Source organism: Mesorhizobium sp. M0771 (genome assembly GCF_040320155.1).
Classification (GTDB): Bacteria; Pseudomonadota; Alphaproteobacteria; order Rhizobiales; family Rhizobiaceae; genus Mesorhizobium.
The window spans coordinates 81194-102099 of the sequence record NZ_JAMYPC010000021.1; the positions used below are offsets into that span (position 1 = coordinate 81194).

At 61.2% G+C, this 20906-nt stretch carries 21 protein-coding genes and 1 tRNA gene; 4 read left to right on the top strand and 18 right to left on the bottom strand.

Annotated features, from left to right (window positions below):
• Positions 1-149: 149 nt before the first annotated feature.
• The 4 genes from NKI05_RS26520 to NKI05_RS26535 all read right to left on the bottom strand — a co-directional run bounded on the left by NKI05_RS26520 (position 150) and on the right by NKI05_RS26535 (position 2838).
• Positions 150-1610: an AMP nucleosidase gene (locus NKI05_RS26520; RefSeq protein WP_023731828.1), complete on the bottom strand. Its 1461-nt coding sequence runs from the start codon at positions 1608-1610 to the stop codon at positions 150-152.
• 273 nt (positions 1611-1883) lie between these two features.
• Positions 1884-2078: a hypothetical protein gene (locus tag NKI05_RS26525; RefSeq protein WP_023670200.1), complete on the bottom strand. Its 195-nt coding sequence runs from the start codon at positions 2076-2078 to the stop codon at positions 1884-1886.
• 39 nt (positions 2079-2117) lie between these two features.
• Positions 2118-2270: a hypothetical protein gene (locus NKI05_RS26530; protein ID WP_023816443.1), complete on the bottom strand. Its 153-nt coding sequence runs from the start codon at positions 2268-2270 to the stop codon at positions 2118-2120.
• A 226-nt stretch (positions 2271-2496) separates the two neighbouring features.
• Positions 2497-2838, bottom strand: coding sequence for a DUF2147 domain-containing protein (locus NKI05_RS26535; protein WP_023687258.1), 342 nt, complete (start codon positions 2836-2838; stop codon positions 2497-2499).
• A gap of 437 nt (positions 2839-3275) precedes the next feature.
• Here NKI05_RS26535 and NKI05_RS26540 point away from each other — a divergent pair, with 437 nt between their 5' ends.
• A complete protein-coding gene (locus NKI05_RS26540; protein ID WP_006199745.1) occupies positions 3276-3542 on the top strand; it encodes an SEL1-like repeat protein in 267 nt (88 codons plus the stop codon).
• Positions 3543-3928: 386 nt separating this feature from the next.
• On the top strand, positions 3929-5050 hold the full coding sequence (locus tag NKI05_RS26545; RefSeq protein ID WP_023670204.1) for an ABC transporter substrate-binding protein: 1122 nt from the start codon (positions 3929-3931) through the stop codon (positions 5048-5050).
• Positions 5051-5111: 61 nt separating this feature from the next.
• Here NKI05_RS26545 and NKI05_RS26550 read toward each other — a convergent pair whose 3' ends face one another.
• From NKI05_RS26550 to NKI05_RS26610, 13 genes are all read right to left on the bottom strand, one after another.
• Positions 5112-7073 carry an acetyl/propionyl/methylcrotonyl-CoA carboxylase subunit alpha gene (locus tag NKI05_RS26550; RefSeq protein WP_023816442.1) on the bottom strand — a complete coding sequence of 654 codons (1962 nt, stop codon included), beginning with the start codon at positions 7071-7073 and terminating at the stop codon, positions 5112-5114.
• A 49-nt stretch (positions 7074-7122) separates the two neighbouring features.
• On the bottom strand, positions 7123-7500 hold the full coding sequence (locus tag NKI05_RS26555; RefSeq protein WP_023670206.1) for a hypothetical protein: 378 nt from the start codon (positions 7498-7500) through the stop codon (positions 7123-7125).
• Positions 7501-7545: 45 nt separating this feature from the next.
• Positions 7546-7920, bottom strand: a complete 375-nt coding sequence (locus NKI05_RS26560) for a hypothetical protein (RefSeq protein ID WP_023670207.1) — start codon at positions 7918-7920, stop codon at positions 7546-7548.
• A 120-nt stretch (positions 7921-8040) separates the two neighbouring features.
• The gene (locus NKI05_RS26565) at positions 8041-8571 is read right to left on the bottom strand and encodes an O-acetyl-ADP-ribose deacetylase (protein WP_023816441.1); all 531 of its coding nucleotides are present in this window, start codon (positions 8569-8571) and stop codon (positions 8041-8043) included.
• Positions 8572-10179, bottom strand: a complete 1608-nt coding sequence (locus NKI05_RS26570) for a carboxyl transferase domain-containing protein (protein WP_023670209.1) — start codon at positions 10177-10179, stop codon at positions 8572-8574.
• An 8-nt stretch (positions 10180-10187) separates the two neighbouring features.
• Positions 10188-11093, bottom strand: a complete 906-nt coding sequence (locus tag NKI05_RS26575; protein ID WP_155922473.1) for a hypothetical protein — start codon at positions 11091-11093, stop codon at positions 10188-10190.
• Between the two features lie 9 nt (positions 11094-11102).
• Positions 11103-12266: an isovaleryl-CoA dehydrogenase gene (locus tag NKI05_RS26580; RefSeq protein ID WP_023816440.1), complete on the bottom strand. Its 1164-nt coding sequence runs from the start codon at positions 12264-12266 to the stop codon at positions 11103-11105.
• Positions 12267-12331: 65 nt separating this feature from the next.
• Complete coding sequence (locus NKI05_RS26585) at positions 12332-12988, bottom strand: TetR/AcrR family transcriptional regulator (protein ID WP_023735525.1); 657 nt, start codon at positions 12986-12988, stop codon at positions 12332-12334.
• Positions 12989-13057: 69 nt separating this feature from the next.
• Entirely contained in the window at positions 13058-13348 is a 291-nt protein-coding gene (locus NKI05_RS26590; protein WP_023709796.1) for an acylphosphatase, read from the bottom strand.
• Positions 13349-13494: 146 nt separating this feature from the next.
• The gene (locus tag NKI05_RS26595; RefSeq protein WP_352793503.1) at positions 13495-14607 is read right to left on the bottom strand and encodes a pyridoxal phosphate-dependent aminotransferase; all 1113 of its coding nucleotides are present in this window, start codon (positions 14605-14607) and stop codon (positions 13495-13497) included.
• 249 nt (positions 14608-14856) lie between these two features.
• Positions 14857-16050, bottom strand: a complete 1194-nt coding sequence (locus NKI05_RS26600; protein WP_023756386.1) for a porin — start codon at positions 16048-16050, stop codon at positions 14857-14859.
• Between the two features lie 123 nt (positions 16051-16173).
• Entirely contained in the window at positions 16174-16416 is a 243-nt protein-coding gene (locus NKI05_RS26605) for a GIY-YIG nuclease family protein (RefSeq protein ID WP_023670218.1), read from the bottom strand.
• Positions 16417-16682: 266 nt separating this feature from the next.
• Positions 16683-16773 (bottom strand) — tRNA-Ser (locus tag NKI05_RS26610).
• A gap of 464 nt (positions 16774-17237) precedes the next feature.
• Here NKI05_RS26610 and NKI05_RS26615 point away from each other — a divergent pair.
• Entirely contained in the window at positions 17238-18383 is a 1146-nt protein-coding gene (locus NKI05_RS26615; protein ID WP_352668434.1) for a porin, read from the top strand.
• A gap of 242 nt (positions 18384-18625) precedes the next feature.
• Complete coding sequence (locus tag NKI05_RS26620; protein WP_023747469.1) at positions 18626-19702, top strand: tyrosine-type recombinase/integrase; 1077 nt, start codon at positions 18626-18628, stop codon at positions 19700-19702.
• 59 nt (positions 19703-19761) lie between these two features.
• Here NKI05_RS26620 and NKI05_RS26625 read toward each other — a convergent pair whose 3' ends face one another.
• Entirely contained in the window at positions 19762-20664 is a 903-nt protein-coding gene (locus tag NKI05_RS26625) for an alpha/beta fold hydrolase (protein ID WP_023816437.1), read from the bottom strand.
• Positions 20665-20906 lie beyond the last annotated feature (242 nt).

Genomic DNA, 20906 nt, shown 5'->3' on the forward strand with positions numbered 1-20906 from the left:
AGCCATCATCTTTCGCACGCGTGCCATCAGACCGGGTTTTGCCCATAGACCGGGTAATACATTGCCGAGGTATCAGGCCTTTATCGGCTGAAATGCGGCCCAATCAAGATGACGAAACGCCTCGCGGCAAACATTTACGGCAAGCCGGTCTACTGAAAGGCCGTCTCCGAAAAGCTTCTCAGCTTGCGCGAATGCAACCGTTCCATCGGCATTTCCGCCAGCTTCTCCATCGCCTTGATGCCGATGGTCAGATGCTGCGCCACTTGCCGCTTGTAGAATTCGGTCGCCATGCCGGGCAGCTTCAACTCGCCATGCAGCGGCTTGTCGGAGACGCAAAGCAGCGTGCCGTAGGGCACGCGGAAGCGGAAGCCATTGGCGGCGATCGTGGCCGATTCCATATCGAGCGCGATGGCGCGCGACTGCGACAGCCGCTGCACCGGTCCGCGCTGGTCGCGCAGTTCCCAGTTGCGGTTGTCGATGGTGGCGACGGTGCCGGTGCGCATGATGCGCTTGAGATCGTAGCCGGAAAGTCCGGTGACTTCGGCGACCGCCTCCTGCAGCGCCACCTGGATCTCGGCCAGCGGCGGTATCGGCACCCACACCGGCAGGTCATCGTCCAGCACATGGTCTTCCCGGACATAGGCATGCGCCAGCACATAGTCGCCCAGCGCCTGAGTGTTGCGCAGGCCGGCGCAATGGCCGAGCATCAGCCATGCATGTGGCCGCAGCACCGCGACATGGTCGGTGATCGTCTTGGCGTTGGACGGGCCGACGCCGATGTTGACCATGGTGATGCCGCCATGGTTCGGCTTCTTCAGATGATAGGCTGGCATCTGAGGCAGGCGCGGCGCCGCCACGCCTTCGCTGGGTGCGTTTTGCCCTGCCTTGGTGATGACATTGCCCGGTTCGACGAATTCGGTATAGCCGTGGCCGCCTTCAGCCATCTGGGCCCGCGCGCGGGCGACGAACTCGTCGATGTAGAACTGGTAGTTGGTGAACAGCACGAAGTTCTGGAAATGCTGCGGGCTGGTCGCCGTGTAGTGCGTCATGCGGTGCAGCGAATAGTCGATGCGCTGCGCCGTGAACGGCGCCAGCGGCCTTGGTTCGCCGAACGCGACCTCGAAGGTGCCGTTGGCGATCTGGTCGTCGGTGCCGTCAAGATCCGGCACGTCGAACAGGTCGCGGATCGGCCGTTTGATGCGGTCGGCGGCGGCGCCATCGACATGGGTTCCTTCAAGGAACGCGAAATGCAGCGGGATCGGCGTGGTCGATTCCGAAACCGTTACCGGCACGCCGTGATTGCGCATGATCAGGCGAAGCTGCTCTACGAGATAGCGTTCGAACAGCACCGGCTGGGTGATGGTGGTCGAGAAATGCCCGGGGGTCGGCATGTGGCCGTAGGCCTGGCGCGAGTCGATCTGGGTGAACGAATTGGTGGTGACGCCGATCTCCGGGTAGAAGGCGCGGTAGCGCTTGCTTTCGTCGCCGCCGGCGGCAAGCGTGGCAAAGGAGTCGCGCAGAAACTTGGTGTTGCGGTCGTAGAGCACCTGCAAGGCGGCCACGGCCTTTTTGGCGTCGTCAAAGCTCTGCTTGCCGAAAGGCTCCGGCATGACGACCGATTCGATAGCTTGTGGGTAGATTCGCTTTTCCATGGCTCAATATAGAGACTTGAGGCCGCACTTGGGAGGGGAGGGTGGCCGCCAAGTGGTCGATTTATTCGTCCACGCCCAAGGTGTGCTGAGATTCAGGTAAGGCTGAGCCGGAGTCGAGGACGGGCGCGAAGCGACCAAACTGGTTGGCTTCGAGAACCGGAGCGGAGCGTACTCGAAGCATGTGAGCACCAAGGCCGCCACTTGCAGGCCGGCACCACCTTAATACCGGCACTAGCCGCGCTGCAGACTGACCAGCAAGACAAAGCCGACGCCATGCTTCTTCGTCGCCGGCGCGTCGATCGTCGTGTCGGCATTGGCCCGCATCATCGGCATGGCCAGGACCGGCGCCGACAGCACGACCAGAACGAGCGCCGCCCGCGGCAGGAGCCGAAGGGTCTGGAGGGCGTTGATGGCGATGCGGTTCATGGCTTTTGCTTTTCTGTTTGGATCTATGTCTTTGTCGTCTCAGGGGCGAAAATGGTTCATGCAATCGAATTGGCAGGAACTGGCTGCATCCCAGGAACGGGCAGAGCGGCCGGATTCGGACACGAGGATGGCGAAGAGCATCCCGAACAGGCTCATCAACAGGCAGACGATGGTGAAGCGGCGAGCGAGCATTTGCGTAGTGTCTCCTTGAACACGCCATCAAAATGCCCTGATGCGACTGAACCGGCGCTGATGCCGACGTTCATCTGCGGTTCAAAGTGATTGACGAGGTCTTAGAGAGAGCGTCGGTTCGGGTTTGCGCCGCCGCAAACGGCACGGTCGTCGCTATGGCGCGGACCGTCCTGCAAAAGAAAACGGGGTCTGTGAAGGCCCCGTTGGTCAACTCAAAGCAGCAAGATCAGAGCTTGTGCCAGGTCTGGCTCTTGCAGATCAGCCCGCCGAGCACGCAGCCGCTCATTTTGAGCGAGGTGCCCGACAGTGTTGCCTTGCCCGAATAGGTCTTGTCGTTTGCCGGATCGGTGATGTTGCCGGCATATTTGTTGGCCCCGGCCGCCTTGAGCGAACCGATGGTCTTCCCGGCATATTTGCCGGTCTTCAGGGTGATGGAGAATGAACCGCTGCCGCCGATAACTGCTGTGTCGCCGGCTTGTGTCTTCCAATTGCCTTCGATCGGATCGGCCCAAGCCGCACCAGCCATCATCACGGCGGCCGCCAGGGCCAAGCTCACTTTGCGAAACATATCTGTCCTCCCTGGTTTAGATGGGGCAGCCGCCTCTCTGCCCCTTACGCAAACGTAAGCTAATCCAGCTCCCGGCAAAACAAAAGCGTGCCGCGACGGAAGGTTTCGCAATTTTCATGCGGGGTCGGGAGAGTGCAGCCCGTGGAAATGAAACGATCGAGGCGTTGGCTTTGGTTCGCGTGGTTAGCAGAGTGTTGATCGGCGCCTTGCAAATTTTCGTCAAATCGGTCGAGAAACGGCGGGATTGCTGACTTTGTATCCTTAACGAATTTCCGCGTTTACCTCTTGTTTTAGCTTTGTTTTCTCCAAATTAAGCACGCCATTTAACGACGGATTCAAGGCTCGGCCTCATTCTCGGAAACATCGAAAGAGCGGCTCCCCAGGGAACACCGGGGGACAGAAGAGGCCCGCTCTCGGGAGCCAGACAGGGGAATAAAATGGCACGTTTTGAAATGCTTGAAGCCGGCTTCGGCGCCATGGGGGCAACTGCCCAGGCCGACATTCTTTTCGAACTGGGCATGATGTATGCGACCGGCCGCGATTGCGAGACCGATGTCGTTGCCGCCCACAAATGGTTCAACATCGCCGCCATCAAGGGCTCGGTCCGCGCCGCGGAACTGCGCTCGGAACTGTCGGCCGCAATGTCCAAGGTCGAGATCGCCAAGGCGCTGCGCGAAGCCCGCGAATGGATGACGATGCACTGAGATCGCGAGCAGATTATCGCAGGCAGATTATCGAAAACAGGGAAGCCCCGGGATCAAGACCGCAAAGACGGTCGGAACCGGTGAAACGACAAGGCCGCGACAAGACGGCCGACCATGAAAGAACAAGAACGCGGCAGGCCGGCACGGTCCAGTCGTGCACAATGGGGACGGCGGGCAGGTTTTCGTGGCGCGGGGGCGCATGGGGACTGCTACGAGCAAAAAGCCACGACCGGCCGGAACAGGCTGGCGTGGCTTTTTGCGTTGATGAGGCCCAATCGAGCGGCGCCGATGCGCCTAGACAGGCCCAATGAAGGATGAAATTGTCCCGCCTTCGGAAAGAAGCGCGGCCAGAGCGGCTGCGCGAGTGTGGGAGGAGTTCTATCACCATGAAAAAAATGGGTATTTTGAGCGCGGCCGTATTTGGCCTGATGATGAGCGCGCCGGTTGCCTTTGCCGATGACATCACCATTTCGGTGGTCGGCCCGATGACCGGACAGCTCGCCACGATCGGCGACCAGTTCAAGCAGGGCGCAACGGCAGCCGCCGACGCGATCAACGCCGCCGGCGGTGTCAACGGCTCGATGATCAAGCTCGACATCGAGGACGACCAGTGCGATCCCAAGCAGGCGGTTTCGGTGGCCAACCGGATCGTTGCCAACAGCGTCAAGTTTATTGACGGCCATGCCTGTTCAGGTTCGAGCATCCCGGCTTCCGCCGTCTACGCCGAGGCCGGCGCGCTGATGATGAGCCCGGCCTCTTCAAATCCCGAGCTGACCGATGCCGCCGCCAAGGCCGGCTGGCCGACGATCATGCGTCTCTATACGCGTGACGACGCGCAGGGCGCCTTCATTGGCCCGTGGATCGCCAAGAAATATGCCGGCAAGAATGTCGTTATCCTGCATGACAAGAGCGCCTACGGTCAGGGCGTTGCCGATGCCGTGAAGGCGACGATGAATGCCGGTGGCCTCAAGGAGATCGACTATGAAGGCATCAATGCCGGCGAGAAGGATTATTCGGCTCTCGTCACCAAGCTGAAGGACCTCAAGGCCGACGTTGTCTATTTCGGCGGCTATCACCCGGAAGCCGGGCTTATCCTGCGTCAGTCGGCCGAGCAGAGCGTCAAGTTCCAGCTGATCATGCCGGACTCGATCGCCTCGCCGGAATTCTGGCAGGTCGCCGGCCCCGCCGGTGAAGGCACCCTGTTCGTCTTCCCGTCGGACCCGCAGGCCAAGCCGGAAGCCAAGGAGGCCATCGCCAAGATCAAGGCGGGCGGCTTCGTGCCGGAAGGCTTTACGCTGTTCTCCTACGCCGTCGTTCAGGCGTTTGCAGAGGGCGTCAAGCGCGCCGGAACGGACGATCCGGTCAAGGTAGCCGAAGCGCTGAAGAACGGCACGCCTTTCAGCACCGTGGTCGGCGACGTGACCTTTGATGAGAAGGGCGATCTGAAGAACGCCAGCTACGACATCAACCAGTGGCATGACGGCAAATACGCGCCAATCGCGCAGTAATCGTCCGCGTACTCATGGCAATGGCCGGGCTTGTCCCGGCCATTTTTCGTTCAAGCCTCGGCTATGCAGCCTCGTCAACGAAGCGCACCAGCACCGTTCCGTCGGTGACCTGCGCGCCCTCGGTGGCGATTTCCGCGATCACGCCGTCATGGCTGGCCGCGATCGTGTGCTCCATCTTCATCGCTTCCAGGATCAACAGCGGCTGGCCCTTGATCACCCTTTCGCCCTTTGCCGCGCGCACCAGCTTGACCACGCCTGGCATCGGCGCGCGCAGGCTGCCGGAAGCGGCGGCCGCCTCGTCGGTGCGCGCCAGCGGATCCGGGACGAGGAAACTGTAGCCGACCGCGCCTTCGAACACGGTGACGTGGCCTGGCCAGCGGGCAAGGCGAGGGGCGGCGCGAAGATCATGCGAATTGACGCTGTCATAGGGCGCGTCCAGCGCCACCTCGAAGCGCCCGTCCGGCCGCACTGAAACACGCGCCAGTATATCGTCCTCGCCATGGCGCAGGCGCGTGCGGCGCGCAACGCTGTGGAAATGCGCATAGCCGGCAAGCGACGACCACGGATCGTTCGACGGCGGCAAGGCACCGGCGCCCGCCGCGGCAAGGGCCGCCGCGGCAACGATCCCGCAGCTCGGCGGGGCGACCGCGGTCAGCGCTTCCTGATGCCTGCCGATCAGGCCGGTATCGACATCACCGGCCGAAAAATCGGCGTCCGCGGCAAGTGCCGCGAGAAACGCGGTGTTGACGGTCGAGCCGGCAATCTCGGTCTGCGACAACGCAGTCCCGAGCGCATCGAGTGCCGCCTGCCTGTCCTTGGCGTGGACGACCAGCTTGGCGATCATCGGATCGTAGAAGGGCGAGATCGCATCGCCGGCCCGCACGCCGGTCTCGATGCGCATGCTGGCGCCTTCGGGCGCGTTGTCGGGAAACGCCAGGTGATGCAGCGTGCCGGTCGCCGGCAGAAACCCTTTCGCCGCGTCCTCGGCATAGATGCGCGCCTCGAAGGCGTGGCCGGAAAGCGTGATTTCGCTCTGCGTCTTCGGCAGCTTTTCGCCGGCGGCTACCCGCAACTGCCACTCGACCAGGTCGGTGCCGGTGACCATTTCGGTGACGGGATGCTCGACCTGCAGGCGGGTGTTCATTTCCATGAACCAGAAACGGTCGGCCTTCAGCCCTTGCGAGGCATCGACGATGAATTCGATGGTGCCGGCGCCGGAATAGCTGATCGCCTTGGCGGCCTTGACCGCCGCTTCCGTCATCGCCTCGCGCAGCGCCGGCGTCATGCCGGGCGCCGGCGCTTCCTCGATCACCTTCTGGTGGCGGCGCTGCGCCGAGCAGTCGCGCTCGTAGAGATGCACGGCATTGCCAAAATTGTCGCCGAATACCTGGACCTCGATGTGGCGCGGCTTGTCGACATATTTTTCGACCAGCACGCGGTCGTCGCCGAACGCGGCCTTGGCCTCGCGCCGTGCGCCTGACAGCGCTTCCGAAAAATCTTCGGGATGTTCGACGCGGCGCATGCCCTTGCCGCCGCCGCCTGCGCGCGCCTTGATCAGCACGGGATAGCCGATCTCACGCGCCTTGGACGCCAGCAGCACGATCTCCTGCGCCTCGCCATGATAGCCCGGCACCACCGGCACGCCGGCCTTTTCCATCAGCCGCTTGGCCGCATCCTTCAGCCCCATGGCGCGGATCGAGGCGGCCGACGGGCCGATGAATGTGAGCCCCGCCGCCACCATCTGGTCGACGAAATCGGGGTTTTCCGAGAGGAAGCCGTAGCCGGGGTGGATTGCTTCGGCGCCGGTCGCCAGCGCCGCCGCAACAATCCTGTCGCCGCGCAGATAGCTTTCGCCGACCGGCGAGGAACCGATATGCACTGCCTCGTCGGCCATTTCGACATGCAGGGCCTTGGCATCGGCGTCGGAATAGACGGCGACGGTGCGCACACCGAGCCTGCGTGCGGTGCGGATCACACGGCAGGCGATCTCGCCGCGATTGGCGATCAGGATCTTGGCGAACATGGAGCCTCCCGGGTTTGTCTCGGGCGGCGCCGGTCTGGCAGGAATGAGCCTATTTCGAAGCCGCGATTTTGCAGCCGCCGCTCGCGATCTGAACCTTCCACTTTTTCAGGCCAACCTGACAGCTTCGCAACGCCAACTCTTCCGCGGCCTTCTGAGATGGCGCGTTCAGCCGCGCACCGCAGATGATGTAAAGATCGTCGACGCGCGAGTAGAATGTGGTCGCGTAGGCCGAGTGGCCACTCGCCGCGACATAGGCGTTGTACGACTTCGTGCAGGGCTCCTTTGGATTCAGTGACAACGGAGGCCAGAATCGGGTGTCTCCCTTGCTGCCCGCCAGCGATCCAGCCGCCCCGATACCGGGTGCCGTAAATACGAGCAGGCCGGCAAGCATCGATACAGTAATTCGTTTGATGCGTGTCGATTTCATCTTGCGCCGCCCATTTGAAAAATGCCCAAGCCGATGCTTGTCGGCCTACTTCGATGCCGCAACTTCGCAGCCCGCCCCTGTAATGACCTTGTAATGGCTGCGGGCGGACTCGCAGGATTTCATCGCCCGTTCTTCGGCAGCCTTCTGTGACGGTGCATTCAAGCCCGAGCCGCAGATGATGTACAACGAACGGATCCGGGCATAGGGCGTGGTCGCATAGGCCGAATGGCCGCCGGCGGCCACATAGGCGTTGTAAGCCATGGTGCACTGGTCTTTCGGGCTTTTCGGCAAATACGGATAGAAATGGATGTCGCCTTTGCTTCCCGCCAGCGATGCCGCGGCGCCAACGCCGGGTACCGCAAATATAAGCAAGACTGCAAGTACCGACGCAGTCGTTTTTCCCGAATATTTCGGCCTCATCTTTACCCCATCCCCGTTGCCCAATGCGGAATGAACAATAGCGTCTATTCTCCAGTGCCGCCAGCCTGCTCACCGAAAATTTATTTTGCGTAGGTGGATGAACCATCTTATCCATGCAGACTAGCATCCTTCAATGGCAGCAACGGCTTGTCGGTATAGTTGAGCTGTTGGCTCGTCGAAGCAGCAGAAAATAACTGTTTCGGGCGTTGAGTTCTGTCCGACGAAGGTACCTGCGATGCCAACGGCAATCTGCGTCGCCTCATTTTTCGGATAACGGTAGATGCCGGTGGAGATCGCCGGAAATGCCACGGTCCGGCAATCCCTGGCGGCGGCGATTTCGAGCGACCTGATATAGCAGGAGGCGAGCAGCCCGGCTTCGCCTTTTCCGCCGCCTTGCCAGACAGGTCCGACCGTGTGGATGATGTAACGTGCCGGCAGGTGATAGCCCTCGGTAAGCTTTGCTTCGCCGACCTTGCAGCCGTTCAGCATCCGGCATTCGAATTCGAGCTCCGGGCCTGCGGCGCGGTGAATGGCGCCGTCGACGCCGCCGCCGCCCAGCAGCGAGGAATTGGCGGCGTTGACGATGACATCGACCGCAAGCCTGGTGATGTCGCCGGTGTGGACATGTATCCGTTCGCCGAACTTGCTCATCTACATCCTGAACACGCCGAACTTCGTTTCTTCGATGTCGGCGTTGAGCGCGGCCGAAAGGCTGAGCGCGAGCACTTCGCGCGTTTTCCCCGGATCGATGATGCCGTCGTCCCACAGCCGCGCCGAGGAGTAGAGCGGGTGGCCCTCATGCTCGTATTTCATCAGGATCGGCTTCTTGAATTTCGCTTCCTCGTCCGCGCTCCACTCACCGCCCTTGCGCTCGATGCCCTCGCGCTTGACCACCGCCAGCACGGTCGCCGCCTGTTCGCCGCCCATCACCGAAATGCGCGCGTTCGGCCACATCCACAGGAAGCGCGGCGAGTAGGCGCGGCCGCACATGCCGTAATTGCCGGCGCCGAACGACCCGCCGATGATCATCGTCACCTTCGGCACCTTGGCGGTGGCAACCGCCATCACCAGCTTGGCGCCGTCCTTGGCGATGCCGCCGGCCTCGTACTTTCGCCCGACCATGAAGCCGGTGATGTTCTGCAGGAAGATCAGCGGGATCTTGCGCTGGCAGCACAGTTCGATGAAATGCGCGCCCTTCACAGCACTTTCGGAAAACAGCACGCCATTGTTGGCGATGATGCCGACCGGCATGCCCTGAAGATGGGCAAAGCCGGTGACCAGCGTGGTGCCGTAATTCTGCTTGAACTCGTCGAACTCGGAGCCGTCGACGACGCGCGCGATCACCTCGCGCACATCATAGGGCTGGCGCAGATCCGTCGGCACGATGCCGTAGAGTTCCTGCGCGTCATGAAGCGGCGGCATGGGTTTCTGTAAGGTCAAGCTTACAGTCTTGCGCCGGTTGAGGTTTTTGACGATGCGCCGGCAGATGGCCAGCGCATGTTCGTCGTCCAGCGCATAGTGGTCGGCGACACCGGACAGCCTGGTGTGCACGTCGGCGCCGCCAAGCTCCTCGGCGCTGACATCTTCGCCCGTAGCCGCCTTCACCAGCGGCGGGCCGCCGAGAAAAATGGTCGCCTGGTTGCGCACCATGATCGTCTCGTCCGACATTGCCGGCACATAGGCGCCGCCCGCAGTACATGACCCCATGACGCAGGCGATCTGCGGAATGCCGGCCGCCGACATGTTGGCCTGGTTGTAGAAGATGCGGCCGAAATGCTCGCGGTCGGGAAACACCTCGTCCTGGTTGGGCAGGTTGGCGCCGCCGCTGTCGACCAGATAGACGCAAGGCAGATTGTTTTGCAGCGCGATCTCCTGCGCCCGCAAATGCTTCTTCACCGTCAGCGGATAATAGGTGCCGCCCTTCACCGTGGCGTCGTTGACCACGACCATCACCTCGGTGCCTTCGACACGGCCGACGCCGGCGATGAGGCCGGCCGAGGAAATCTCCTCGCCATACATGGACCATGCCGCGAACTGGCCGATCTCGAGGAAAGGCGAGCCGGTGTCGAGCAACTGCGCCAGCCGCTCGCGCGGCAACAGCTTGCCGCGCGAAACATGACGCTCGCGCGCCTCCTCCGAGCCACCGCGCTCGACGCTTGCCGCCTTGTCCGCAATGTCGGCAACCAGCGCCCGCATGCGCTCGGCATTGGCGAGGTAGGTTTCGGAGGAGGGCGAGATCTGGGTTTGGAGTACGGCCACATCGGTTCCTATTGCTCTGCCACGACTTGCAGCTTGCCGTCACGGCGCTCGAAAATGTACTCGGAGAGAAGATCAGGTTCGGTCTTGAAAACCTTGTCGATAAATGAGCGAGCAAACTGAACCGCATTGGGAAGCCGCTTGTCTACAACGACGATGGCATCGCGTTTTGGAATGGCTATGAAAACGCCGTTGGGGAATTGCGGTCCAAGCGTGGCCCAGAATTTTTCGGTCAGGAGGAGAGCGGGTGAGATGGCCTCATCCCCTTCGACGGTGAAGATCGATATCCCGTCGAGGATACGCTCCTGCTTGACCTTCGTAATCTGCTTGTTGATGTTTTCCAGAGCAAGCTGGCGAAGCTGTGCGAGTGAGCGGTCTCCAACATCGTCAAGCCGGACGCTGGCGAGCGAGTCCTCATTGTCGATCTGGTAAAGGATCACGACGTCACCCGCCAAGGTTTCAAACGCCGGTCCTTTGTCGGGCTCTGTGCCATCGCCTTTGAAAGCGTCGAGATGTTCGCGCGGTCGAATGTTGGCAATCAGTAGATCGGCCTGGAAGCCGCTTTCGCTATCGCTGAGCACGAGCGTGGTTAGAAAACGTTCGATTTCGGTTTCCGCCTCTCCCGCCGGCAGGTCGCGAATGCGGCCTAGCAGGTTCGTAACGTCCACCTGAAGATGAATATCCTTGCCGGTAGAACCGACCCTGGTTACGTCAAGACGCGCCGGATCGGCGGGGTTGGGAATTGCTTGCTTGACTCGGCTGTCAGCCTTCAGGCGGGAAATGACTTCAACCCGCAGTGCTGCAACGTCTCGAAATTGCGGCATATCTGAAGAGGCGGCATTCGCAAATCCCGACAATGGGATCAATGCGACGATAGTCCGTGCTAATACTCCAAGGTATTTTGGCAAACCAGGCATTGAAATCGCTCACACCCCTTCCGCCATGATCTCGCGCCCGATCAGCCAGCGTCGAATCTCGCTGGTGCCGGCGCCGATTTCGTAGAGCTTGGCGTCGCGCAACAGCCGGCCGGTCGGATACTCGTTGGTATAGCCGTTGCCGCCAAGCAGCTGGATGGCGTCGAGCGCCATCAGCGTCGCTTTTTCGGCGGCAAACAGCACGCAGCCGGCGGCATCCTTGCGTGTCGTCTGGCCGCGATCGCAGGCAGCCGCGACAGCATAAACGTAAGCGCGCGCGGCGTTCATCGTCGAATACATGTCGGCAAGTTTGCCCTGCACGAGTTGGAACTCGCCGATCGGCTGGCCGAACTGCTTGCGCTCATGCACATAGGGGATCGCCACGTCGAGACAGGCCGCCATGAGCCCGAGCGGGCCGCCGGCGAGCACGGTGCGCTCGTAGTCGAGGCCCGACATCAGCACCTCGACGCCGCGGCCCTCCTCATGCAGCACATTGTCATAGGGCACCTCGACATTGTCGAACACCAGTTCGCCGGTGTTGGAGCCGCGCATGCCGAGCTTGTCGAGCTTTGGCGATGCCGAGAAGCCGGCCATGGTCTTTTCGACGATGAAGGCGGTGATGCCGCGCGATTTCCGCTCCGGATCGGTCTTGGCGTAGACCACCAGCGTTTCGGCGTCGGGGCCGTTGGTGATCCACATTTTCGAGCCTTTGAGCACATAGCGATCGTTGCGCTTTTCGGCGCGCAGCTTGAGCGAGACGACGTCGGAGCCGGCGCCCGATTCCGACATGGCCAGCGCACCTGCCCTTTCGCCCGAGCACAATGCCGGCAGGAATTTCTCCTTCTGCGCAGGTGTCGCCCAGCGGTTGATCTGGTTGACGCAGAGGTTCGAATGGGCGCCGTAGGAAAGGCCGACCGAGCCCGAGGCGCGCGAAATCTCTTCCACCGCAATGACATGGGCGAGGTAGCCCATGCCGCTACCGCCGAAATCGGGATCGGCGGTGATTCCAAGCAGGCCGAGCGCGCCGAGTTCTTTCCACAGATGCGCGGGGAACTGGTTGCTGCGGTCGATCTCGGCGGCGATCGGCGCTATTTTCTCCTGGGCAAAGCGGCGCACCAGATCGCGCAGCGCCTCGATGTCCTCGTCATGCCCGAAGCTGAGTGTGTTCGTGTACATGCCGTTCCCTCCTGCCGCATGACCCCGAAATCAACTTTGATTTTCGGAAAGGATCATGCGCGAAATCAAAATGCTACAGCGTCATTTGCGCGTCCGAAGGGACGCGCGGCGCTGTAAGTCTTGCCGTCTATGTTCGCGCCAACCAGGCGCATTGTCATTGAAAGATATGTCGCCGTGACTTCAGCCATCGACAGCCGCTCGCCCGGCCGGAACCAGACGATGACGCCGGTCATCATCTGGATCAGCGCCATGGCAGTGAGCCCGGTGTCATCGACACTGAAGGCGCCGGCCTCCGCGCCGTCGCGCAGGATGGCGCGCAACTCCTTCTCATAGGCGGTGCGCATGCGAAGGATCTGCGTCAGCCGGTCATGTGACAGGCTGCGCAATTCCATGTTCGAGACATGGGTGGAGTGGCGGCGCTCGATGTGGAAAGCGATGTGGTTTTCGACATAGGCGGCAAGCCGCGTTGCCGGATCGGCAGCGTCGGGGCGTGCGGCGTCCCACGCTTCGATCAGCCCTTCCATATGTTCGCGCATCAGCGTGAACAGCAGGTCTTCCTTCGTCGGAAAATAGCGGTAGAGCGCGGCCGCCTGGACGCCGACCTCGGCGGCAAGCTGTCGCATCGACGTCGCCTCATAGCCGAAGCGGGCGATCAGGCTGACCGCCGCCTCGCGGACGGCCGCTTCAGTTTTTTCGCCATCGGATCCCGTTGTGCGTGCCATGATCGCCTCCCGGTATTTAGTAATAAAACGAACGTTCGATTAATTCAAGCGGCAATAAAGTGGTTCCGTCTAGACAATGATCCGAAAGTCGATGGGCGCGTCGAGGAGTTCGAATTCTTCGATCTCGACCTTCGAAACCGAAGCACCCCGTGGCCCTTGCCGGAGCCGTTCGATCATTGTGGAAACCGCAGCATCGGCACCGGCAATCGAGGCCGTCACCGTGCCGTCTCGTTCATTGCGTACCCAACCTACGAGGCCAAGCCCTATCGCTTCGCGTCGCGCCCACATCCGGTAGCCGACGCCTTGCACCTTACCATGCACGCGCGCCTGCACCGCCTTTTGCCGGTCGTTATCTCCCATGCTCAAGAACTGGCGCGGGATCGGACGAAAGCAACAGCCTTGAACGGTTGGATTGTTGTTGGATCGACGGAAGCCGGGGACCCGGCTGATTCTGTCTTGGCCTTTGGCGGCATTGGCAGGCCGTGTCGCGACGGCAATCGGCCGGGCTAATTTCCCCGCGCAGCGGCGAGCGCGCCGGGCAGTTCCTCGGCAAAGATGTCGAGCTCATGATCGAGGCCGAGGCTGACCCTTATGCAACGGTCGAGCCCTGGCGCCATCGGTTTGCGAATGAACACGTCGCGCGACAAAAGATTTTGCAGCACTTTCAGCGCGAAGGCGCCGTCCTTGCCGCAATCGATGGTGACGAAATTGGTCGCCGATGGCAGCGGCTTCAGCCCGTTCGTCTCGGCAATCCCGGCTATACGTGCGCGTCCGGCAGCGACTCGCGCCACCACGCTGTGCAGCCAGTCCTGGTCGGCCAGCGCCTCGACGCCGGCGATCTGCGCCATGCGGCTGACGCCGTAATGGTTGCGGATTTTCTCGAAATCGCGGATCACCTCAGCCTCGGCCACCGCATAGCCGCAGCGAATGCCGGCCAGCCCGTATGCCTTGGAGAAGGTGCGCATGCGGATGACGTTGGGCCGCGCGACATCGATCGGCGGCAGCGCGGAGGCCGGCCCCAATTCGCCATAGGCCTCGTCGAGCACCAGCATGGTGGTTTCCGGCAACGCTTCGACGAAGCGGGTGATATCTCCTGCTTCCCACCAGCTGCCCATCGGATTGTCCGGATTGGAGAGATAGACCAGCGGCGCCTTCTCCTTGATAATTGCCTTGAGCAGTCCATCCAGACTTTCCTTGTCGTTCTCGTAAGGCACCGTGACCAGCCGGCCGCCGACGCCGGCAATGTGGAAATTGAACGTCGGATAGGCGCCGAGCGAGGTGACCACCGCGTCGCCAGGCGCGACATACATGCGCGCCACCAGGCTAAGCAGCCCGTCTATGCCTTCGCCGACCACGACGTCTTCGGCGCCGACGCCGAGATGGCGGGCCGCAGCCTGCTTCAGATCGTAATTGTCGGGATCGCAATACATCCACTGGTCACGCGCGACGCGCTCCATACGGGCGATAACGCGCGGCGAAGGCCCGAAACTGCTCTCATTGGCGCCGATGCGGGCGCGAAAAGCACGTCCGCGCTCGCGCTCCTGCGCTTCCGGTCCGACAAACGGCACCGTGGAGGGAAGCGCGCCGACAAGCGGCGTGAGGGCAGGGCGCTGGCGCATGGCAAAAGCTCACGAGAAGATGAGCCTTCTTGCTAGCGTGCCCGATAGGACGGCGCAAGTTCTGGCGCGGCTGGAAATAGTGGCCATGACGCCCGGGATGAAATCGGCGCGGGTGGCCACGCTCTACGACCTGACTGCCGGTAGGCGGCAGCCTTTTGAAGGCCACTGCAGCCAATGACATGGCGACGGATGCTTCAAAAAAACCCGGCGGTTGCCCGCCGGGTTTGCTTTTCAGCCAGGCTGAGCGTCTTAGAACGAGCGCTGGAAGCGGAGGAGACCGCCGATGCTGCTCTTCTTGTCGGCATCGGTAAAGTTGGAGAAGTTGGCGTCGTCGAACTTGCCTGCGTTGAGGTAGTCGACTTCGGCCGTGACCGTGAAGCCGGGAACAACGTCGTAGGCGATGTTCGCGGCGACGCCGAGGTTCTTCCACTCGTCATACGAGACCTGGGCATTAAACGAGGTCTTCTCGTTTATGGTGTAGGTGCCGCCACCCCAGAATGCCCAGTTGCCGCCCCACTGCTTGTAGAAACCGCGGCCACCGGCGTTGATCGCGTTGCCGTTGTGAATCAAGGTCGTGTCGTCATTCAGGTTGTCGTCGGTGCCGTAGCCGCCCATGATGAACAGCGATAGGTTCTGCATCGGGGTGATGTCCAAACGCACCTTGCCGGCGACTTCTTCATAGTTGCTGTCGTACGCGACGACGCCGGTGATGGCGCCCCAGCCCTGCGTATACTTCAGACCGCCGACGACATGCGGAACGTAGCTGTCGATGGTGCCAACGGTGCCGGAGCCTTCTTCGAGAGAGACGACGGCCGAGAAGCCATTGCCCGCATCGAAGTAGTACTGGACGACGTTGGTATCGAAATCGCCGTAGGGAACGAGCGTATCCTGGAGGACGTTGCCGGCGTAGCCGATGAACGTGTCGAAGGCCGATTCGTCCTTACCGACGCGCAGGCCACCGAGCTGGATCCAGGCGAAGTTCAGCGAAACGTTCTTGTTGCCGGCAGGGTTGGAGTTGAACTCGTCTGCTTCGGTAGTCGGATCGTCTGCCGACGGGTAGCCGTTGCGGTTGCCGAAGTTGAAGCGGGTCTCGGTGTAGGTCTTCAAGGTGCCGAGCTCGGTTTCCTGGCCGGTCCAGGTCTTCAGCGTGAAACGGGCATTCTTGTAGAAGGTATCCTGCTCGTCGCCATCCTTATGGTCGAACGACCTCGCACCGTCGAACGAGCCGACATCACCCACGCCGATGTCGTAGCGGACATAGCCACCGATGCGCAGGCAGGTCTCGGTGCCGGGGATGTAGAAGTAGCCGGCGCCATAGACGTCGCAGATCTTGACGTATTCAGCCGGTTCCGGCTCGGCGACGACGACGGCGTCGGCGGCGCGCGCACCGGAAACTGCGATCAAGGCCGCAGCGGAGCCGAGAAGAAGGCTCTTAATGTTCATTTTCTGACCTCCAGTCAGAATCGAACAAGATAGTGAAACCGGCGACAAGCGTTTTCGCTGTAATCAATTGTTATTGTTGAAGTTTATTGAAAAGATGGACCTCTGCGGCAGGTGATGCGGCCATCACCACAGGCGCTTGTTGGCGAAAGCATGCCCTGAACCGGATTTGAGATAGCGCTCGAATGAAGCTGCCTTGGCCTGGTTCGAAAAGGCCATATAGGTGACGATCCGCCACGGCAGAAACTTGGATGTATGGCTGGATTTCCCCGCATTGTGCTCGACAAGCCGCCGTTTCAGGTCCGTCGTTATGCCGATATAGCGTTCGCCTTCCGCAGCCGTACTCTCCAGAAGATACACATACCACATGAGCTGCTCTCCTTTGCCGGGGCTTCGGAGGGCATCCTCTCCGCCATCCTGCTTCGCGCTGAGGTGGGCTTGTCCCGCGAAGCTCGAAGAGCGAAGCAGGACTGCCAATCGAATTTGCAAGGGATTTTCTGGGCCTACGCTGTGCGGCACGTAGCACACCACACGGTCCGGCCCTCCTACGCCAAGGCTTCGGAGGGCATCCTCTCCGCCATTGCTTCGCGCTGAGGGTTGGGCTTGTCCTGCGAAGCTCGAAGAGCGAAGCAGGATGGCGGAGAGGATGGGATTCGAACCCACGAGAAGCTTTTGACCTCTACTCCCTTAGCAGGGGAGCGCCTTCGACCACTCGGCCACCTCTCCGTTGCGCCGCTGGATAAAGAAAAGCGCGGGCACAATCAACAAGCCGGCGCCATTATCTATGAAAATTCCGGATTCGGCTGCGGCGTCGCCTTTTGCATGCGGCGAATCTGCGGCGGCTCCCTGGCCGGCGAGTCGGCAGCAGCGCCGCAATTCCGGCCGGCGATCGCCGGATTCTGCCGCAATGCGGCGCGCTGGACAAGGCTTCCGGGCCCCTCGATAGTTAATGAGAGCTTTCTGACTGAGGCCAAATCGTGTCATTTGTGCAACAACGCCGGGGGATAGCACCCGCACAGCCCTTTTGCCGGTACGATCGTGGTTGAACGCCGCCGCCTCATGGGTAATGTCGATTTCGAAGGAGCGGCGCGGTGCGCATCTTTTTCGGTAGTGGGGATGGGGCAGGGAACGCTGTCCTTCAGCAAAGAATACCCAGACCCGTTTTTTAACTTTTGACTGGAGGTCAGAAAATGAACATTAAGAGCCTTCTCCTCGGCTCCGCTGCGGCCTTGATCGCAGTTTCCGGTGCGCGCGCCGCCGACGCCGTCGTCGTCGCCGAGCCGGAACCGGCTGAATACGTCAAAATTTGCGACGTTTACGGCTCGGGCTACTTCTACATCCCCGGCACCGAAACCTGCCTGCGCATCGGCGGCTATGTCCGTTACGACATCGGCGTCGGCGACGTCGGCTCGTTCGACGGTGCGGTTACCGGCGATGCTCAGGATGGCAGCGCCAATGACACCTACCGCAAGAAGGCCCGTTTCGCGCTGAAGACCTGGACCGGCCAGGAAACCGAACTCGGCACCTTGAAGACCTACACCGAGACCCGCTTCAACTTCCAGAACAGCAACAACTACTTCTTCGACAACGAAGCTGGAAACACCGGGGCCTCGCTGAACTTCGCCTGGATCCAGCTCGGTGGTCTCCGCGTCGGTAAGGACGAATCGGCCTTCAACACGTTCATCGGCTACGCCGGCAACGTGATCCAGGATACGCTGGTTCCCTACGGCGATTTCGACACCAACGTCGTCCAGTACTACTTCGATGCGGGCAACGGCTTCTCGGCCGTGGTCTCTCTCGAAGAAGGCTCGGGCTTCCGGACGATCGACAGCTATGTCCCGAACGTCGTCGGCGGCGTGAAGTACACGCAGGGCTGGGGCGCCATTACCGGCGTCATCGCTTACGACAGCAACTACGAAGAAGTGGCCGGCAAGGTTCGCTTGGACGTCACCGTGTCGCAGGCCCTGTCGCTGTGGGTCATGGCCGGCTACGGCACCGACGACAACCTCAACGATCCGGCGAATGTCAAGGATGTCTTCGGTCGCGGCTACTTCAAGCAGTGGGGTGGCAACTGGGCTGTCTGGGGTGGTGGCACGTACACCATCAACGAGAAGACCAGGTTCAATGCTCAGGCTTCGGCTGACGACGCGAAGAACTATGCCCTGGCAGCGAACATTGAATACGATGTCGTGCCTGGCCTGACGATCACGGCTGAAGTTGATTACGACCACTACGGCGGGTTCAACGATCCTGCGAGCTACACCAACGTGGACTGGACCAACGCCCGGCAAAAAGACAGCGTCGGCGGTATCCTCCGCTTCCAGCGCTCGTTCTAAGAGCTGGGTTTATACAGGTGAAATTCAGCCCGGGCGCATCTACGCCCGGGCTGTTTTTGTTTCGTGACTGGAACAAGGCAAGCAGAAGGAACAGGGGGTATCGGCAGCTGAACAGTCCGTAAGGGTGAGTTCGTGGGATCCGCTGATGGGCGGATGAATTCACAACTGCGTGATTAAATCTCTTGAAAGGACGCTTCCAAGCGGGTAGGTCTGACTCTATCCACTCGGGGGTGTGGCAATTTATGACCATCGACGCGATACAAGAGGGTGACCCCTCCGAACATTTCTCAATGTTCTCTTCTCAAAATGCGAAGATAAAATACAGCTACAACAAGATCAGAGAAGTAAGGTCGCACCGGGTCGGAGAGCTTTTTTCAGCATACCGAGACATACTCTGGGATGATGGGCGGCATAAATACAATGTCAGCTCCTTCATCGGCGAAATAGACGAGATTCTCCTCGGAGAACGGTTCAGCGCCTTTGACCAGAGCACCCTGGACAATCTTATCGGCACCTTGCGCCAGCGCGGCAACAGCAACGCAACCATCAATCGAAAGATGGCTGCCCTCAGCAAACTGCTGCGCAAGGCTTACAAGATGGGGGATATCCACAGCCTGCCCGAGTTCCGCCGCCAGAAGGAGCGGGCGGGACGGATTCGTTTCCTCGAAAGGGACGAAGAAGCAAGGCTGTTCGCCGCCATCAGGACCCGCAGCGAGGATGCCTACCGTCTCTCGGTCTTTCTCGTCGACAGCGGTTGCCGCCTTGGCGAAGCGCTCGGACTGATCTGGAACGACATCCAGGAACATCGCGTCTCGTTCTGGATCACCAAATCCGGCCGCAGCCGCACCATCCCGATGACCGAGCGGGTCAAGGAGGTGATCAAACTGCCCCCGTCAGAGGGCCGCCGGCCCAAGGGTCCGTTCACCAAACTCAGCCAGGCACAGTTTCGCGCCATCTGGAACGATGCCAAGGTCGAAGTCGGTCTCGGCGCCGACGACCAGGTGGTTCCGCACATCTTGCGTCACACCTGTGCCTCGCGTCTGGTCCAGGGCGGCATCGACATCCGCCGCGTGCAGATGTGGCTCGGCCACCAGACGCTTTCGATGACCATGCGCTATGCGCATCTGGCCACCAACGATCTCGACGGCTGCGTTGTCGTGCTGGAAACGCCCCGCGGCGAGGGGTTATCCGGCGATGGAAAAAGCTCGGCCTTCGCATCGCCGCTGACCACGGCCTCAGTGCCAGCGCCTGCTCAAAAAAGTAAAGCGGCAGCGGCGAAGGCACCCAAGGCGCCCCGGAAAAGCTCGAAAGCCAAATAGTTACCCAAGGCTTTCATATACTGCCTCGGCAACCCCAGGATCATCTTTGATCTTGGGGTTTACTTTTTCTGGGCCGCATTTGGTACTCCATCCAGGAAAGCCGCGATAGCGCCCGGCAGATTGCCTGTCTCCAGGAAGGGCGCATGGCCCTGGCCCTCGACGGTGATCGCTTCCATGCCGGAATGACGCTTTTGCATCTCGTCGAGTGTGTCGGCCGACAGGAGTTTCGAGTTGGCGCCGCGAATGGCAAGCAAAGGTATGGCCGCCAGCGCCTCGAACTGCGGCCACAGATCCGGCAACGGCTTGCTGAGGTCGAGGCCCGCCACCGTCTCGACCAGCTGCGTGTCGAAATCCGGCAGCAGGAGGCTTTCGTCCGTCTCGCGGTAGAGGGCCGACACCATCCGCTCCCAATCCGCTGCGGTCAGAGCGGGAAAATCCGCGCCGTGAGCGACGCGTTGGGCATCGATCGCCTCAGCGCGGCTCTTCGGTTTCGGTGCCGGGTCGAGATAGGTTTGGATATGGGCGAGCCCCGCGGCCTCGATCACCGGTCCGATGTCGTTCAGCACGATGGCTTTCAGCGCGGCCGGCCGCAGCGCGCCGAGCACGTGGATGATCAGCCCGCCGCGCGAGGTGCCGATAAAGGCCGCTTCCTCGACGTCCAGGGCGGCCAGTCCGGCGAGGACATCGCCGGCTTCGATGCCGACATTGTAGTGGCCGATATCAGGATCGTAAGCGGACTGGCCGCGGCCACGGTAGTCGAAGGCGATGACCTTGCGCGGATTGTCGGTTCGCTGCGACAGATAAAGCGCCAGCTCATGGAAATCGCGCGCGTTGCGGGTCAGGCCGGGCAGGCAAACGACCGGCCAGGTTCCCGAGTTTGTCTCACCGTAGATGCGAGCGTGAAGTCTGAGGCCGTCCGGCGCTGTGTAGAAGAAAGCGGAAAAGCCGTCGGTGCTCGACATATTAAAAGGACTCCCTGGCCGGATTGTCTCCGTCTGCTACAGGCGAGGGTGGGAGCGGTCAAATCGAGGGTTGTCGGCAAGCTGAGACTCTTGGAAATGCCAGACATCTCCCCCTTGAGGGCATAGGCGCTAAGATAGGTATTGCCTTGCGGAATCGGGTGTGATTCTACGCTGCGATGACACACGAATCGCTTGTTGATGACGGCTGGGCCGAGACGATTGAGCTTCTGGGCGGCGAAGAG

What these genes read in the sequence shown, in the direction of transcription:
- NKI05_RS26520 (WP_023731828.1), bottom strand. Translation starts at nt 1,610, where the DNA reads ATGCCGGAGCCTTTCGGCAAGCAGAGCTTTGACGACGCCAAAAAGGCC.
- NKI05_RS26525 (WP_023670200.1), bottom strand. Translation starts at nt 2,078, where the DNA reads ATGAACCGCATCGCCATCAACGCCCTCCAGACCCTTCGGCTCCTGCCG.
- NKI05_RS26530 (WP_023816443.1), bottom strand. Translation starts at nt 2,270, where the DNA reads ATGCTCGCTCGCCGCTTCACCATCGTCTGCCTGTTGATGAGCCTGTTC.
- NKI05_RS26535 (WP_023687258.1), bottom strand. Translation starts at nt 2,838, where the DNA reads ATGTTTCGCAAAGTGAGCTTGGCCCTGGCGGCCGCCGTGATGATGGCT.
- NKI05_RS26540 (WP_006199745.1), top strand. Translation starts at nt 3,276, where the DNA reads ATGGCACGTTTTGAAATGCTTGAAGCCGGCTTCGGCGCCATGGGGGCA.
- NKI05_RS26545 (WP_023670204.1), top strand. Translation starts at nt 3,929, where the DNA reads ATGAAAAAAATGGGTATTTTGAGCGCGGCCGTATTTGGCCTGATGATG.
- NKI05_RS26550 (WP_023816442.1), bottom strand. Translation starts at nt 7,073, where the DNA reads ATGTTCGCCAAGATCCTGATCGCCAATCGCGGCGAGATCGCCTGCCGT.
- NKI05_RS26555 (WP_023670206.1), bottom strand. Translation starts at nt 7,500, where the DNA reads ATGAAATCGACACGCATCAAACGAATTACTGTATCGATGCTTGCCGGC.
- NKI05_RS26560 (WP_023670207.1), bottom strand. Translation starts at nt 7,920, where the DNA reads ATGAGGCCGAAATATTCGGGAAAAACGACTGCGTCGGTACTTGCAGTC.
- NKI05_RS26565 (WP_023816441.1), bottom strand. Translation starts at nt 8,571, where the DNA reads ATGAGCAAGTTCGGCGAACGGATACATGTCCACACCGGCGACATCACC.
- NKI05_RS26575 (WP_155922473.1), bottom strand. Translation starts at nt 11,093, where the DNA reads ATGCCTGGTTTGCCAAAATACCTTGGAGTATTAGCACGGACTATCGTC.
- NKI05_RS26580 (WP_023816440.1), bottom strand. Translation starts at nt 12,266, where the DNA reads ATGTACACGAACACACTCAGCTTCGGGCATGACGAGGACATCGAGGCG.
- NKI05_RS26585 (WP_023735525.1), bottom strand. Translation starts at nt 12,988, where the DNA reads ATGGCACGCACAACGGGATCCGATGGCGAAAAAACTGAAGCGGCCGTC.
- NKI05_RS26590 (WP_023709796.1), bottom strand. Translation starts at nt 13,348, where the DNA reads ATGGGAGATAACGACCGGCAAAAGGCGGTGCAGGCGCGCGTGCATGGT.
- NKI05_RS26595 (WP_352793503.1), bottom strand. Translation starts at nt 14,607, where the DNA reads ATGCGCCAGCGCCCTGCCCTCACGCCGCTTGTCGGCGCGCTTCCCTCC.
- NKI05_RS26600 (WP_023756386.1), bottom strand. Translation starts at nt 16,050, where the DNA reads ATGAACATTAAGAGCCTTCTTCTCGGCTCCGCTGCGGCCTTGATCGCA.
- NKI05_RS26605 (WP_023670218.1), bottom strand. Translation starts at nt 16,416, where the DNA reads ATGTGGTATGTGTATCTTCTGGAGAGTACGGCTGCGGAAGGCGAACGC.
- NKI05_RS26615 (WP_352668434.1), top strand. Translation starts at nt 17,238, where the DNA reads ATGAACATTAAGAGCCTTCTCCTCGGCTCCGCTGCGGCCTTGATCGCA.
- NKI05_RS26620 (WP_023747469.1), top strand. Translation starts at nt 18,626, where the DNA reads ATGACCATCGACGCGATACAAGAGGGTGACCCCTCCGAACATTTCTCA.
- NKI05_RS26625 (WP_023816437.1), bottom strand. Translation starts at nt 20,664, where the DNA reads ATGTCGAGCACCGACGGCTTTTCCGCTTTCTTCTACACAGCGCCGGAC.